This window comes from Caballeronia sp. LZ034LL, from assembly GCF_031451215.1.
Classification (GTDB): Bacteria; Pseudomonadota; Gammaproteobacteria; order Burkholderiales; family Burkholderiaceae; genus Caballeronia.
Map to the genome: position 1 here is coordinate 710,096 of NZ_JARUXR010000001.1, position 14,204 is coordinate 724,299.

General features: G+C 62.4%; 11 protein-coding genes and 3 tRNA genes. 6 read left to right on the top strand and 8 right to left on the bottom strand.

Going from position 1 to position 14,204, the window contains the following annotated elements:
• Positions 1 to 79 precede the first annotated feature (79 nt).
• Positions 80 to 156: transfer RNA gene (locus QCE83_RS03275), tRNA-Arg, on the bottom strand.
• 105 nt (positions 157 to 261) lie between these two features.
• Positions 262 to 338 (bottom strand) — tRNA-Arg (locus QCE83_RS03280).
• 151 nt (positions 339 to 489) lie between these two features.
• Here QCE83_RS03280 and greB point away from each other — a divergent pair.
• Positions 490 to 1,041: a transcription elongation factor GreB gene (greB, locus tag QCE83_RS03285; RefSeq protein WP_309807594.1), complete on the top strand. Its 552-nt coding sequence runs from the start codon at positions 490 to 492 to the stop codon at positions 1,039 to 1,041.
• A 100-nt stretch (positions 1,042 to 1,141) separates the two neighbouring features.
• On the opposite strand, the gene QCE83_RS03290 is transcribed toward greB, so the two are convergent.
• On the bottom strand, positions 1,142 to 2,299 hold the full coding sequence (locus tag QCE83_RS03290) for a porin (RefSeq protein ID WP_309807595.1): 1,158 nt from the start codon (positions 2,297 to 2,299) through the stop codon (positions 1,142 to 1,144).
• A gap of 1,354 nt (positions 2,300 to 3,653) precedes the next feature.
• On the opposite strand from QCE83_RS03290, the gene QCE83_RS03295 reads away from it, so the two are divergent.
• Positions 3,654 to 4,796 (top strand): exonuclease domain-containing protein, encoded by a 1,143-nt coding sequence (locus QCE83_RS03295; protein WP_404984713.1) that lies wholly within the window; start codon positions 3,654 to 3,656, stop codon positions 4,794 to 4,796.
• Positions 4,797 to 4,816: 20 nt separating this feature from the next.
• On the opposite strand, the gene QCE83_RS03300 is transcribed toward QCE83_RS03295, so the two are convergent.
• The 5 genes from QCE83_RS03300 to pepN all read right to left on the bottom strand — a co-directional run bounded on the left by QCE83_RS03300 (position 4,817) and on the right by pepN (position 10,521).
• Positions 4,817 to 5,419 (bottom strand): chorismate mutase, encoded by a 603-nt coding sequence (locus QCE83_RS03300; RefSeq protein WP_309811428.1) that lies wholly within the window; start codon positions 5,417 to 5,419, stop codon positions 4,817 to 4,819.
• 224 nt (positions 5,420 to 5,643) lie between these two features.
• A complete protein-coding gene (locus QCE83_RS03305) occupies positions 5,644 to 5,793 on the bottom strand; it encodes a hypothetical protein (RefSeq protein WP_309807597.1) in 150 nt (49 codons plus the stop codon).
• Positions 5,794 to 6,462: 669 nt separating this feature from the next.
• Positions 6,463 to 6,538, bottom strand: a tRNA-Thr gene (locus tag QCE83_RS03310).
• Positions 6,539 to 6,591: 53 nt separating this feature from the next.
• Entirely contained in the window at positions 6,592 to 7,611 is a 1,020-nt protein-coding gene (locus QCE83_RS03315) for a class 1 fructose-bisphosphatase (protein WP_309807598.1), read from the bottom strand.
• A gap of 186 nt (positions 7,612 to 7,797) precedes the next feature.
• On the bottom strand, positions 7,798 to 10,521 hold the full coding sequence (gene pepN / locus QCE83_RS03320; protein WP_309807599.1) for an aminopeptidase N: 2,724 nt from the start codon (positions 10,519 to 10,521) through the stop codon (positions 7,798 to 7,800).
• Between the two features lie 247 nt (positions 10,522 to 10,768).
• Between pepN and QCE83_RS03325 the strand changes: the two genes are divergently transcribed.
• The 4 genes from QCE83_RS03325 (at position 10,769) to QCE83_RS03340 (ending at position 14,203) form a co-directional block, all read left to right on the top strand.
• The gene (locus tag QCE83_RS03325) at positions 10,769 to 11,488 is read left to right on the top strand and encodes a DUF4136 domain-containing protein (protein WP_309807600.1); all 720 of its coding nucleotides are present in this window, start codon (positions 10,769 to 10,771) and stop codon (positions 11,486 to 11,488) included.
• Between the two features lie 206 nt (positions 11,489 to 11,694).
• On the top strand, positions 11,695 to 12,390 hold the full coding sequence (locus QCE83_RS03330; RefSeq protein WP_309807601.1) for a CDP-alcohol phosphatidyltransferase family protein: 696 nt from the start codon (positions 11,695 to 11,697) through the stop codon (positions 12,388 to 12,390).
• On the top strand, positions 12,387 to 13,190 hold the full coding sequence (locus tag QCE83_RS03335; RefSeq protein ID WP_309807602.1) for a 2OG-Fe(II) oxygenase: 804 nt from the start codon (positions 12,387 to 12,389) through the stop codon (positions 13,188 to 13,190). Before QCE83_RS03330 ends, QCE83_RS03335 begins: the two co-directional genes overlap by 4 nt.
• Entirely contained in the window at positions 13,187 to 14,203 is a 1,017-nt protein-coding gene (locus QCE83_RS03340) for a flippase-like domain-containing protein (RefSeq protein ID WP_309807603.1), read from the top strand. The genes QCE83_RS03335 and QCE83_RS03340 overlap by 4 nt, the downstream gene beginning before the upstream one ends.
• Position 14,204 lies beyond the last annotated feature (1 nt).

A 14,204-nucleotide genomic window follows, 5' to 3' on the forward strand; every position in this document is an offset into this window, starting at 1 on the left:
TCCCGATGCGGGCCGGTTCGAGCGACCGTTTGAGCGGCGAAAACAAAAAGGGCCTTCCGTCTGGAAGGCCCTTCTAAAATGGCGCGGCTGGCAGGATTCGAACCCACGACCCCTTGGTTCGTAGCCAAGTACTCTATCCAACTGAGCTACAGCCGCACGCAAAACGGTACTGCTTCATGTGACTTCAATGCGCTTATGGTCAAGCGCGTGATGTTTTCCTTGATTGACGCGACCGCCAATAATGAAAACATCAGGAAAAAGTGGCGCGGCTGGCAGGATTCGAACCCACGACCCCTTGGTTCGTAGCCAAGTACTCTATCCAACTGAGCTACAGCCGCACGCAGAAGCGGAATTATAGCCAAGCTAATCCAAAAATGGAAGGCTTAATGGGCAAATTCCCGGTTTCCTTCGTAGGAGATGCATGTTCCGCATGGTAACTTGATGTTTTGAAAGCGTGTGTCATCTCGAAACTGGATCTGGATTCGCATCATGAACAAGGCATTTGTCAAAGAGTCGGACGACAGCGACGACGATCTCGAAACCGCGCACCCGGACGTCCCGGCAGGCACGAAGAACTACATCACGCCGCAAGGGCATCAGCGCCTGCGTGACGAGCTCCTGCAACTGCTCGACAACGAGCGTCCCGAGGTGGTCAAGCTGTTATCGTGGGCGGCATCGAACGGCGATCGTTCGGAGAACGGCGACTATATCTACGGCAAGCGGCGCCTGCGCGAGATCGACCGGCGCATCCGTTTCCTGACCAAACGGCTGGACGCAGCGGAAGTGGTGGACAGCAGCAAGCAGGAGAACGTGGACCAGGTGTTCTTCGGCGCGACCGTCGATTACGCCGGCGACGACGGTGAAGTGAAGACAGTGACGATTGCCGGCGTGGACGAGGTGGATCTCGAGCGCGGCTGGGTGAGCTGGATCTCGCCGATGGCGCGTGCGCTGTTGAAGGCGAAGATCGGCGACACGGTCGCGCTGCATACGCCCGCGGGCGTGCGGCAGATCGACATTCTCGACGTGCGCTATCCGCGCTGAGGCGCGTGTGCCGTCCGGTTCAGGACCGCTGCCTGAACCCAGAACGCAAAAAAAGCCGCTCCGAAGAGCGGCTTTTCTACAGCAGTACAGCCGGTGACGCTTAGAAGCGGTGACGCACGCCAACCGTTGCCGAAACCTGGTTCGACGACGACGACATACCCACGCCATTGATCGTCGCGCCGATGGGCAGGCCATCGTCGTCGGTCATGTGCTGGTATTCGCCTTGCAGGTACACGTCCGTACGCTTCGACAGCGCGTAGGCCGTTTGCAGGCTGAACTGATGGAACTTCGGCTTTTCGCCGGCGATACGGCTGTCCGTGTACGTGTACGCGCCTGCGACCGACAGAGCCGGCGTCAGGTTGTAACGGCCGTTGACTTCGTAGTTCGTGAAGCGAACGTGGCTGTCGCCAAGGTTGATGTTGCCTGCGTTCGTTGCGACGTTGTTCAGCGACGTTGCGTTGTCCAGCATCGTCTGCGTGAACACGAAGCCGACCGTTGCCGGGCCGAACGCGTAGTTGATGCCGCCGCCGAAGATGCGTTGACGGCCAGCCGTGAACGGCGAGTTGTCGCTGCCGACTGCGCCAGCGATGTTGTTCGTCGCCGAACCGACGTTGTTCAGTTGCATGTACGCGCCAGCAACGTTCAACGGACCGTAGTTGTACGATGCGCCGACGCTGTAAGCACGGTTATCCGCAAAGCCGCCTGCCTCGTTCGAGAAGCCGTACATCGCGCCCAGCTTGAAGCCGGCGTAGTTGGCGCTCGTGTACTTGATCGAGTTGTTGACGCGGAACGTGTTGTCCAGGTTGTCGTTGTCGAACGGGTGGGCGAACTGCGTGCCGCCGTATTGCGTGCCGGTCAGCGCCAGCGGGCCGACGAAGTCGACGACGGAGTCATACTGACGGCCGAGCGTCACGGCACCGAACTGCGTGCTCGACAGACCGACGTATGCCTGACGGCCGAACTCGCGACCACCTTGGCCGTTCGTGCCGTTCATGATGTTGAAGCCGTTCTCCAACGTGAAGATTGCCTTCAGGCCGCCGCCGAGGTCTTCAGCACCGCGCAGGCCCCAACGGCTGCCGTTGACCGAACCGCTCGTCGCCTTGAAGTTGCTGTGGCCCGTGCCGCCGGCCGTCGTCACGTTGTTGTTCGTGTAGGTGATGCCGGCATCGATCAGGCCATACAGCGTGACGCTGCTTTGCGCATGGGCGGCAGTAGCAAAAACGCCCGTCAGGGCGGCGACCATGAGAGTCTTTTTCATCTTTGTAACTCCGAGAGCAGATTGGGCCCAGGACCCAGCTTTGAGGAAACCTCGTTCCGGCGCGCTGCGAGAGGGCGCGGCCAGAAGAGCTATGCATCGGCAGCCGACACATTTGTTTCCGGACCAGACGAAGTGTAAAGAACGGTGTCACATTGCGTATTCTTCGATTTCCGCAATAAACCATTCTTCCTCGCGCAATGATCGGAAATTCGCTTATTCCTGTTTATTTACAAGGGTTTATGCGCGAATGAAGTCGTAAGGGCTAAAGTGTCAACCGATTGGCGTTGCGCATGAACGACACAAATTGACGCGCAGAAGCAACAGGTCATTTCCGAATTTGGATTGTTGAGAAATCTGAAAGAGAAGTTTGTGATTTATGCAGGTAATTTGTGCGAGGCGCATCGCTATACTGAGTGCTCTGCTTTCCGAAGCAGACTTTTTCGTTGACGGAAAAAGATCTCCAAACTTTGTCAGCGCGACTTCCCAGTCGCGCTTTTTTTTACTGTGCGTCTTTGAAGGCTTGCATGGCGGGTCGTCGCGGGGGCTTGTCCCGTGGGCCTCTCGACGGGGCGTTGATGTTGGGACGGAGAACTCTGCCGGCTGATATCGAGACAAAATTTCCTCTTATCCACGTATTGATCCGGTCAAAGCTTCCAGTCGGCTGATTGCTTAAAACCGATCTTCGTAGGCACGCCTGCCTCATTAATCCTGGATAAAAGCAGATGATTCGGGCGTGGAGAATCCGGCAAGGAATTGCGGCTCTTATCTGGTGATATGTCTTTGTCGAGGAGTCTGGCATTATCTCGTTATTATTCATTAAGCCGAATTGCCATCTGATTTGATTCGCGGATTAAACGAAATGCGATCTGAAATGCAAGGTCAGAGCTTTATAAAGCGGTGTTTCTAGATACCACGGTTTGAAACAAAGAGAATAAGCGGCTTAAGAGACGCATCTGAATCACGTTGGCGGGCGGCACGTTGACCTTGCTGAGGCAGGACGTCCGTGAGGCCGCGGCCCTGCAGGCTGAGGTCCCGCGCGGAGCGCGGCCTCGGCGCGGGCCTCAGCACCCCAGAACCTTCGAGAGCCCGTTTCCACTCGTTATTCGGTCAGCTTGATTGCGGGTTTGCCTCTATTGCCAGCTGATTTATGAAATGGTGATGAATGTTTTGCTTTTCACTGCGGCATTCATCACGCGCCTCAATTACGGCATCGCAAAACGCGGGAAGCGCTTAATTGTCGAATGACATAGGTGCACGGCCAAGGCCAGCCGATGCCCTGCGTTAGAATGGGCAATTCATCCTTTATTTCGCGCCTGCCTGGTCTCGTCAGGCGCACCGCTTTCCGCCGTCCATGATGCACTCCGATTCATCCCGCTTCACGCTCCCGGCCGAACCCATCGTTTTCGTCGATCTCGAGACGACAGGCGGTACCTTCGGCGTCGACCGCATCACGGAGATCGGCATCGTCGAAGTGGGTCCGCAAGGCGTTTCGCAATGGACCTCGCTGGTCAATCCGCAGCGCTCCATTCCCGCGTTCGTCCAGCAGCTGACCGGCATCAACGACGCCATGGTGCGGAACGCGCCCACGTTCGACCAACTGGCCACGAACCTGCTCGAACGGATGAGCGGACGACTCTTCATCGCGCACAACGCCCATTTCGATCACGGTTTTCTCAAAGGCGAGTTCAAGCGCGTCGGACTCCGGTTCGTGCCGGACGTCCTCTGCACAGTGCAGCTCTCACGGGCGGTGTATCCGTCGGAAGCCCGCCACGGTCTCGACGCACTGGTGCAACGCCATGCGCTCGTGCCGTCGGCGCGTCACCGCGCGCTCGCCGACGCCGATCTGCTCTGGCAATTCTGGCAACACCTGCATCGCGCGCACGCGCCCGAGGTCATGCAGGCGCATCTCGAGCGGGTCACGCGCCGGTTCCAGCTTGCGGCGCACATCGACGAGGACACGATCGAGCGCATTCCCGCCGGCTGCGGCGCCTATGTATTCCACGGCGACGACGACGCACCGTTGTACGTCGGCCGAAGCGTACGGTTGCGGCAACGCGTGCGTTCGCATCTGGTCGGGCCGAAGCGCTCGGCGAAGGACTTGCGGCTGGCGTCGCTCGTGCGCCGTGTCGAATACAAGGCGACGGGCGGCGAAATCGGCGCAATGCTTTCCGAAGCACAATGGATCGCGGCTTTGCGGCCGGCTCACAATCGGGTGCCGAAGCCGCGCTCCGGTGAAGCGCGCGGCGCACCCTGGCCGTATGCGGGTGCGATTGCCGTCGAGGAGCGCGACGCCGAGTCGGGACGACGCGTTTGGCATGTCGTGAATCGATGGCAATACCTTGGCTCGGCTGACTCGCTGGACGCAGCGGCTGCGTTGTCGGCGGGCGTCGCGGCGCTTGGCTTCGAATTGACGACCTACCGGATTTTGAGTGAACGCCTCGCACGCGGTCTGCCCGTGACGCCGCTCGACATCCGCCCGCTCGCCGCCGCGTTCTGATCTTCAGTCGACCCCAGCGGTCAACCCACCGCGCCCAGCCCGCCGCTTGCGCAGACATGCGATAGCGCGCGCTCGAGCGGTGCATCCATCGCGGCGTCGTAGCGTGTCAGATGCTTCCATCGCGCGACGCTTTCCGCGAGCCGGACGGGGCAATCGTCCGTGTGCCGAAGCGGTTCGACGTGCGCCAGCGCCGCAATAAGCGAGCGCGTGAGCTGATCGAGCTTCGGGCGCGTGTCCCTCGCGAGATCCGGCGGCGTGCCTTCCGGCGCGGCCTTAAGCTTGCGCCAGTTGGCGAACAGGGCGTTCTGGACGTCCTTGCTCGCTTCGATCTGATCGCGAAAGAAGGCGCGCGCGAATTCAGGATCGACCTGCGCGGCACGCGCTTTCTCTTCGACTTGCTTGAGCAGCGCTTCTTCGCGCGGCGCGTCGGTGATCGCATCGTGATGCGCCCACTTCCAGCGCGCGACCGGTTCCGCCAGCGCGAGACGCTGCGAAACCAATGCGATGACATTGGTGAAGGCGGACTCGTCGCCATCGGCGTGGGCGCTGCCAGGTGCGGCAAGCGCAAGTGCGCACGCAAAAGCGGCGGGAACGAGAAGGGAGAGGGTCGGGCGACGGCGCATCGGCATGAACGAGCAAAAGCGCCAGAATAGCGTACCGCCGACCGGGATCAACAGAGAGGAAGAGGAGGAGTGTCCTGAACAGGCGAGCCGGCATGTGCCGCTCGCCCAAGCATCAACGACGTGGGGAGACCTGGCGCGAGCCACAACCGGACGCGAACGCCCGCCTGCACCGCGCGCGGCGGTCTGTCATTCCCACGACGACTGCGTGATCCAGTGCATCTTTCCTATTTCGACTGGGCAGCGTTGCGCTGTTCGTCGAAAAAAGCCCTGACATGCTCAGGCAATTCGGTCGCGAGAAATTCGACGGCCACCGGATCCTGATCCGGACAAAACACCTTGTCGGGCGTCGGGATTTTCGTCGGTTTTGCGTCCATGATCTCTCTCCTCGATGACTACACTCAAATGCGCCAACCTGATTGATGCGGCTGTTGCGCCGCCGCACACAAGCAGCAGTTAAAACTCGAAATCCTCTCAAAATGCGTTATCGGATGGCTGCCGATTCAACTTGAATCCAATCGATACGGCTAAAGCACAACGCATGATCGTTCGTGTTGCAAAGGGTGGTCCATCGGTAATGCATACTCGCCCTTAAAATCCGGTGCCGCAAAAACTGCGCATTTCAAACCTGCGGCGATATCGCTGTCAGCCGCATGGCGCCTTGCTTGCCGATCCCGCCGGCTCAACCCTTGTCCGACTGTAGCGTTTCCTCTATGGATATAACGATACCGGGAAACCTGCGTTGACGCTCGATGGTGCAGAGCGGAAAATAGCGTGTTGTTGTACGAAGCCGCACATAAAAAGCGAATCAGACGCGCACTCGGACTGAACGTGAAATCGCAAAGGAAGATTCAGCGAAAGACGCGCACGGTCTGAAGTCGGTCGAGCGCACTCGCGAACAACTTCAGGCAATCGTGGCATAGACGTGCTGCACGTGCATCCACCCACTCGTGGGGGTGAAAACGAGTGCAGATGGAGAACCACCGGATAAAGCAAAAAACCCGCGTCACTTGCGTGAACGCGGGTTTTTTTACTGCTGATCTTTTTGGTGCCGGAAAGAGGAATCGAACCCCCGACCTTCGCATTACGAATGCGCTGCTCTACCGTCTGAGCTATTCCGGCATCAGAGAAACAAGATTATAGCGACCGTTTTCTCGATTTGGCAATAGCTCGAATCAAATTTTCTTTTCGTGATGGTAGCGGGTGACGCGATCCACTTCGCTCTTCGAACCGAGGAACACCGCGACGCGCTGATGCAGGCTCGTCGGGACGATATCGAGAATGCGCTGTTCACCATTGGTGGCCGCGCCGCCGGCCTGCTCGACGATGAACGCCATCGGATTGGCTTCGTACATCAGGCGCAGCTTGCCGGGCTTGGACGGGTCGCGCTTGTCGGCCGGGTACATGAAGATGCCGCCGCGGCTCAGGATGCGATGCACGTCCGCGACCATCGAAGCGATCCAGCGCATGTTGAAATCTTCCTTGCGCGCGCCTTCCTTGCCCTCGGTCAGCTCGCCGACATAGCGCTGCACCGGCTCATACCAGTGCCGGCTGTTCGATGCGTTGATCGCGTATTCGCGCGTCTCGACCGGAATCGTCATGTCGCGCTGCGTGAGCACCCACGAGCCGAGTTCGCGATCGAGCGTGAAGCAGTTCACGCCATGGCCGGTCGTCAGCACGAGCACGGTTTGCGGACCGTACACCGCATAGCCGGCCGCGACTTGTTGCGAGCCCGGCTGCATGAACGCCTGTTCGCTCGGTTCCACGCCATCTGGGCAGCGCAGCACCGAAAAGATCGTGCCGATCGACACGTTCACGTCGATGTTGGACGAGCCGTCGAGCGGATCGAAGGTCAGCAGATAGTTGCCCTTCGGATAGCGATTGGGGATTGGGAAGATCTTTTCCATTTCTTCCGATGCCATCGCGGCCAGATTGCCGCCCCATTCGTTGGCTTCGAGCAGGATTTCGTTCGACAGCACGTCGAGCTTCTTCTGCACTTCGCCTTGGACATTCTCGCTGCCGGCGGAGCCGAGCGCTTCGCCGAGGGCGCCCTTGCTCACGTGATAGCCGATCTGCTTGCAGGCCCGCGCCACGACTTCGAGCAGCAGACGCAGGTCGGCGGGCAGATTCTGGTGTTCGCGCTGCTGCTCGATCAGATACTTCGTGAGCGTGGTACGGCTGGAAATGGCGGACATGCGAGGCTCCGTGAGCGTTAGACGAATATTTGCGATTCTAACCGCTCGACCCCGTCGCACCGTATGACAACGCCGGTGTCCATCGGCCAGAAACGAGCAAGGCCGCCGCGCGCCAGGCGGCGCACGACGGCCTTCAGTGAGTCACCGCCCGTCACCCAGCGGCAAAAAACCGTGCCGAAACAGCGCTCAAGCGGCGAGCGCCTTCTCCACGACCTCGCGCACATCGCGCGATTTCGCCTTCGCCGCCACTTCGCTCAGCGCGGCATGCATCTTTTCGCGCAACTGCGGCGTGAAGCGGCGCCACAACTCCAGCCCGCGCGCCAAACGGGCGGCGACCTGCGGATTGAGCGCATCGAGGGCGATCACCTGTTCGGCCCAGAAGGCGTAGCCGGAGCCGTCGGCGGCATGGAACTGCGCCGGATTGCCGCTGCAGAAGCTGAAGATCAGCGAACGCGCGCGGTTCGGGTTCTTGAGCGTGAACGCCTGGTGCTGCATCAGCTTGCGCACGATCTCGATCACGTTGCGGTCCGGTCCGCCACGCTGCGTTGCCTGGAGCGCAAACCACTTGTCGATGACGAGCGCCTCCTTCTCGAAGCGGCGATAGAAGTCGGCCAGCGCGGCGTCGGCGACGGTCGCGTCCGCGCCCTGCGTCGCGCTCGCGAGCAGCAGGGCGGCGAGGGCGGCGGAGCGGTCGGTCATGTTGTTGGCGCTGTCGTACTGCGCCTGCGCAAGGCGGACGGCGTCGGCGGGGTCGTCGAGCTGGCTCAGGTAGGCGAGGGCGAGGTTCCGGAGCCCGCGCTTGCCCGCGTCTTCCGGCACCGGACGGTACTTGCCGGGCGTGCGGTTCGCTTCATACGTCGCGAGCCACTTGTCGCGCAGCTGCGTGGCCAGCCGCCGGCTCATGAAGACGCGCGCCGCGTGCACGGCAGCCGGATCCGACACCGCCATCTGTTCGGCCAGGTAGCTTTCCGACGGCAGCATCAGCGCGAGTTCGCGGAAGGCCGGCGTGAGGGTGGTGTCGTCGAGCAACTGGGCGAATGCTGCAATCACCGCATTGTCGATGGACAGCGCCTCGCCCTGCGCCGCGCGCCCGGCGAGCGCCAGCAGTTCGCGCGTCGCGAGCCGCTGGCCGGCTTCCCAGCGATTGAACGGATCGCTGTCATGCGCGAGCAGGAAGGCGAGTTCCTCGTTCGAATAGTCGTATTCGACGATCACCGGCGCCGAGAAATTGCGCAGCAACGAAGGCAGCGGCGCCTCGCTGACATCGACAAACGTAAAGGACTGCTCGCGCTGGGTGAATTCGAGCACGCGCGTCGTGCCATTCGGCTCCTTCTCGCCTTCCAGACGCAGCGGCAGATCGGCGCCGTTGCGGCCGATCAGGCCGACCGAGAACGGAATCAGCAGCGGACCCTTCTGGGTTTCGCGCGCGGCTTCGGACGCCTCGCCGTAGCCTTGCTTGAGCGACAGCGTATAGCGCTTGCCGGCGGCATCGTAATGCGCGCGCACCGAGACGCGCGGCGTGCCCGCCTGGCTGTACCAGCGCTCGAACTGGGCGAGATCGCGATGATTCGCATCGGCCAGCGCCTGACGGAAATCGTCGCAGGTCACGGCCTGGCCGTCGAAACGCTTGAAATACAGATCCATGCCGCGGCGGAAGCCGTCGCGCCCGAACAGCGTCTGGTACATCCGCACGACTTCCGAACCTTTCTCGTAGACGGTCATCGTGTAGAAGTTGTTGATCTCGACGTAGCTCTCCGGACGCACCGGGTGGGCCATCGGGCCCGCGTCCTCGGCGAACTGCATCTGGCGCAGCACGCGCACATCCTCGATGCGCTTGGTGGCGCGCGCCGCGGCGCTGGCCGCGCCGTCGGCGTCGCCGGCGGCCATGTCGGCGGAGAATTCCTGGTCGCGGAACACGGTCAGGCCTTCCTTCAGGCTCAACTGGAACCAGTCGCGGCAGGTCACGCGGTTGCCCGTCCAGTTGTGAAAGTACTCATGGCCGACCACGGCCTCGATGTTCGAGAAATCGGTGTCGGTGGCGGTTTCCGGGTTGGCCAGCACGTACTTCGTGTTGAAGATGTTGAGGCCTTTGTTTTCCATCGCGCCCATGTTGAAGTCGCTCACCGCGACGATCATGAAGCGGTCCAGATCCAGTTCCAGCCCGAAGCGCTTTTCGTCCCAGCGGATGGAATGGATCAGCGAGTCCATCGCGTGGCGGGTCTTGTCGAGATCCTGCGGTTCGACCCAGACCTGCAGCAGCTTGTCCTTCCCGGATCCCGACTGGATGCGCTCCTCGATGCACACCAGCTTGCCGGCCACCAGCGCGAACAGGTAGCTCGGCTTCTTGAACGGATCTTCCCATTGCGCGAAATGGCGGCCATCCGGCAGATCGCCCTCGGCGATCAGGTTGCCGTTCGACAGCAGCACCGGATACGCGGTCTTGTCGGCGCGCAGCGTGACGGTGTAGGTGGCCATCACGTCCGGACGGTCGAGGAAATACGTAATGCGGCGAAAGCCCTCGGCTTCGCACTGCGTGAAGAAGTTGCCGCTGGAGACATAAAGTCCGGAGAGCGTCGTGTTCTCAGCCGGATTGCAGATGCTCTCGATGCTAAGCTCGAAAGCATCGGACGGCAGACCGCCGAGCGACAGTCCCGCCGCGTGAACCCGGGCATCCGCGTGCGCCGCGCCGTTGACCGTCGCGCTGACGAATTCCAGTTGCTCGCCCATGAGTTCGAGCCGTGCGGCCGGTCCGGCGGCGGCTGCGTCGGGATTGCGGCGCAGCTTCATCGTGTTCCTGACCACGGTGCGCGACGGCGCGAGATCGAACTCGAGCGCGACGGACTCGATCAGGAAGGCGGGTGGCGTATAGTCCTCGCGGCGGATCACTGCGGAAGCGGTCGTGGTAGACATGGCAGGGTCTTCATGTTTGGATTGAACGGCGGCGCCGGCGTCCCGGGTGTGAACGCAGAACGCAGCACGCACGAAGGTCGAACGCACCAACGCGCGCGCGGCTGGTCGAACCATTGTACAAGCCGCCCGAGGATCGTGAACCGGGCGGCATGACGCGTCGCAAACCCCCACAAAACAAGGAGGCTTCCGGTTTGCCCGGAGGCTGCAAACAAACCGGAATGGGTGCTGGAACCCAGTGAGGACGACCATGAACGCGTTTTTCAGATGGACGCTGATACTCGCGGCAACCTGGCTCGCGGGCTGCACGACCTACGTGCAGACCCAGGTGACCGCCTTCTCCGACTGGAGCGGCAACGACACGACCCGCACCTACGCATTCGCCCGCAAGGACGAGCAGCGCAACAGCATCGAACAGACGACGTATGAGACGCTCGTTGCGATGGAGCTCTCCAAGTACAACTTCCGCCAGGTGCCCGAGGCGAGCGCGAACTACCAAGTGGCGATTGCCTACTCGGTCCGCGGCGACACGATGACCGTGCGTCAGCCGGTCTTCTACGATCCGTGGATGTACGGCGGCCCCTGGGGTGGGCCATGGGGCGGGCCGTGGGGCGGCTGGGGACCGGGCTGGGGCGGCTATGGTCCCTGGGGTCCGACAGGCTATGTCGACCAGACCTATCCGGTGTACATCCACGCGCTGCAGATCCGCATGACCGACCGCCAGACCGGCCGTGAAGCCTACAAGGTTACGGCAGTCAACTCGACGGGCGACCCCTCCCTGTACCAGGCCATGCCTTATCTCGTCCGCAGCGCGCTCGCCGATTTCCCGCTCGGCAACGGCACGGTGCGTACCGTTACGCTGCCGATGGGCAAGGACGGCATGCTGAACGAGACGGCGTCCTCGACGAGCTCGAACGAGCGCACGGTCCCGCCGCCCTCTCCTGCACCGGCGCAGAAGACGGTGGAATGATCGCGTGTCCGAAGCAGCAGCCCGGCTGCACGGGCTGCATTTCTGGCGCCGGAAAATTTTGCCGCATGCAACAATGCCCGGCATTGTCGAAAGTGAAAGTCGAACTTTCAGAATCGCCCGCCGGCCTTGACTAAACAGGGAGTTATCGCTGGAAACGACGCCCCGCAATATATGCAGGTTCGCCGAATTAGCGATATATTCCCGGGATGACAAAATCGTGTCCGCCCAATCCCAAAGCCGTTCCTGAGCCCGCCACCTGGGACGCACGGCTTGCCCGACGCCTCGTCACGCCGCTCGTCGGCACACCCGTCACGCCCAACCATCTGACCACGCTGCGCCTCGCGATCGGTCTGGCCGGTGCCTGGTATCTGTCGCTCGGCGAGTTCTGGTTGTGTTCGCTTGGCGCCGCGCTGATCGCGCTGTCGAATCTCGTCGATCACACCGACGGCGAACTCGCCCGCATCAGCGGACAGTCGAGCAAGATCGGCCACCTGTACGACCTCGCGTGCGACGCGCTCGTCACCGTGCTGCTGTTTCTCGGCATCGGCTTCTATGTGGCCGTGCATCATCCGTCCATGCTCGTGCCGGCCCAGTGGCTCGGCGGCCTCGCGGGGGTGGCCGTCGCGCTGATCTTCTTTCTGCGCATGCGCATCGAGTCGATGATCGGCAAGTCCGGCACCAAACAGGCCTCCATGGCAGGCTTCGAGACCGAAGACGTGCTTTATCTGCTGCCGGTCGTCACCCTTCTGAACGGCATGACGCCTTTCCTGATTGCCGCGGCCATCGGCGCGCCGCTGTTTGCCGTCTATGTGGCGGTGGACTATCAGCGCGTCGCCGCGAAACAGCGGCGCGCGCAGGCGTCGCCCGCCAAGGACGGCAACGACTTCCAGGCGGTGAGATGAGCGCAACGGCTTTTCCGGACAACACGGCGGCGCAGCCCGCCGCGGCGGCAACGGTGTCGCGGCGCGACATCGACGCGACGATGAAAACGCGCCTCGCCGCGCTGCCCACCACCGCGCTGCGCGACGAGTATGGCCAGCAGGGTTCGTTTCTGTACATCGAAGACTTCCTGCCGCGCGACTTCACCGAGCGCCTGATCGCCGCCGTGCATGCGGTGACGCCGGCCGTGAACCGCAACTACCTGCCGGGGCACAAGGCGGGCGGCAGCGTGAGCCGCCATACGCTCGACCAGCTCGCGCCGTTCATCGCGGAGCTGTACCGCTCGGAAGCGCTGATCGGATGGCTGGAGTCGATCACCGGCGACAAGCTGCAGGTCTCGCCGCCCGACGACGCCCACGCCTACGCGCTGTATTTCTACACGCGCCCGGGCGATCACATCGGCTGGCATTACGACACGTCGTATTACGAAGGCCGGCGCTACACCTTGCTGCTCGGCGTGATCGACGACTCCACCTGCGCGCTCGAATACGAACTGCACACGAAGACGCCCGGCGTCCCGGACCAGCCGGGTGCGGTGCGTTATCCGCCGGGCGCGTTCGTGTTCTTCGACGGCGACAAGCTGCGCCACCGCGTCACGCCGCTCGGCGAGAACCAGATGCGCGTGTCGCTGACCTTCGAATACGTGACGAATCCGTCGATGCGGCCGTTCCAACGCTTCATCTCGAACATGAAGGATTCGATCGCGTACTTCGGATTCCGCCAGGTCTTCCGCCGCAAGGGCGGCAAGAACGGATCCGCATGAGTCGCGCCGGTACCTTCCTGCTGTCGGCCGGCGTGGTGTTGTTCATCGCGCTGCTCGGCTGGCAAGGCTTCGGTTCCGTGGCGGCGACGCTCGCCGCGGCCGGCTGGGGCCTGGTCGCCGTGGCCGCGTTTCACTTCATCCCGCTGTTCATCGACGCAGGCGCGATCAGCGTGCTGTTCCCGGCGCACGAGCGCAGCGTGGCGCTGCGTGAAGCGCTGCTGGCGCGCTGGGCCGGCGAATCGGTCAACAGCCTGATGCCGGCGGGCCAGATCGGCGGCCCGATGCTGATGGTCCGCTACCTCGCGCAGCGCGGCATGCGCGCGCGCGATGCCGCCGCCGTCATCACCGTCAGCACCACCATGCAGACGGTCGCGCAACTGCTGTTCGCGCTGGTCGGCGTCGTGCTGCTGACCGGCTACGCGACGGGCGGATCGTCGTCGAGCGTGACGATTGCCGTGCTCGCGGTGATCGGCGTGATCGGCCTGATGATCTTCGGCTTCTATCTGGCGCAGCGGCGCGGACTGTTCGGCCGCGCGATGCGCTTCGCCTCCGGCATCGCCGCGAAGTTCTCCGCCAAGCGCGACTGGTCGTCGCTCGTCACGCGCGCCGAAGCCGTCGATGCCGCCGTCCACGAGCTCTATCGCGAGCGCCGCAAGGTGGCGTCGAGCTTCGGGCTGAGCCTGCTTGGCTGGTTCGCCGGCACGGGTGAAGTGTGGTTCGCGCTGCATCTGCTCGGCCATCCGGTCGGCTGGACCGAGGCGCTGATGCTCGAAAGTCTCGGCCAGGCGATCCGCGGCGCGGCCTTCGCCATTCCGGGTTCGCTCGGCGTGCAGGAGGGCGGCTATCTGCTGCTCGCGCGCCTGGTCGGCCTGCCGCCCGAGGCGGCGCTCGCGTTGTCGCTCGTCAAGCGCGCGCGGGAGTTGCTGCTCGGCGTGCCGGGCATCGTCTACTTGCATTTCGTTGAAAAAGGCTGGCAGCGCCGCCGACTCGCGCGCGTGCCGGATATCGACTGAA

Bases quoted from the DNA above. Each gene is read 5' to 3' on its own strand.
- QCE83_RS03340 (WP_309807603.1), top strand. From the start codon at position 13,187: ATGAGTCGCGCCGGTACCTTCCTGCTGTCGGCCGGCGTGGTGTTGTTC.
- QCE83_RS03305 (WP_309807597.1), bottom strand. From the start codon at position 5,793: ATGGACGCAAAACCGACGAAAATCCCGACGCCCGACAAGGTGTTTTGT.
- QCE83_RS03315 (WP_309807598.1), bottom strand. From the start codon at position 7,611: ATGTCCGCCATTTCCAGCCGTACCACGCTCACGAAGTATCTGATCGAG.
- greB (WP_309807594.1), top strand. From the start codon at position 490: ATGAACAAGGCATTTGTCAAAGAGTCGGACGACAGCGACGACGATCTC.
- QCE83_RS03295 (WP_404984713.1), top strand. From the start codon at position 3,654: ATGCACTCCGATTCATCCCGCTTCACGCTCCCGGCCGAACCCATCGTT.
- QCE83_RS03335 (WP_309807602.1), top strand. From the start codon at position 12,387: ATGAGCGCAACGGCTTTTCCGGACAACACGGCGGCGCAGCCCGCCGCG.
- QCE83_RS03325 (WP_309807600.1), top strand. From the start codon at position 10,769: ATGAACGCGTTTTTCAGATGGACGCTGATACTCGCGGCAACCTGGCTC.
- pepN (WP_309807599.1), bottom strand. From the start codon at position 10,521: ATGTCTACCACGACCGCTTCCGCAGTGATCCGCCGCGAGGACTATACG.
- QCE83_RS03300 (WP_309811428.1), bottom strand. From the start codon at position 5,419: ATGCGCCGTCGCCCGACCCTCTCCCTTCTCGTTCCCGCCGCTTTTGCG.
- QCE83_RS03330 (WP_309807601.1), top strand. From the start codon at position 11,695: ATGACAAAATCGTGTCCGCCCAATCCCAAAGCCGTTCCTGAGCCCGCC.
- QCE83_RS03290 (WP_309807595.1), bottom strand. From the start codon at position 2,299: ATGAAAAAGACTCTCATGGTCGCCGCCCTGACGGGCGTTTTTGCTACT.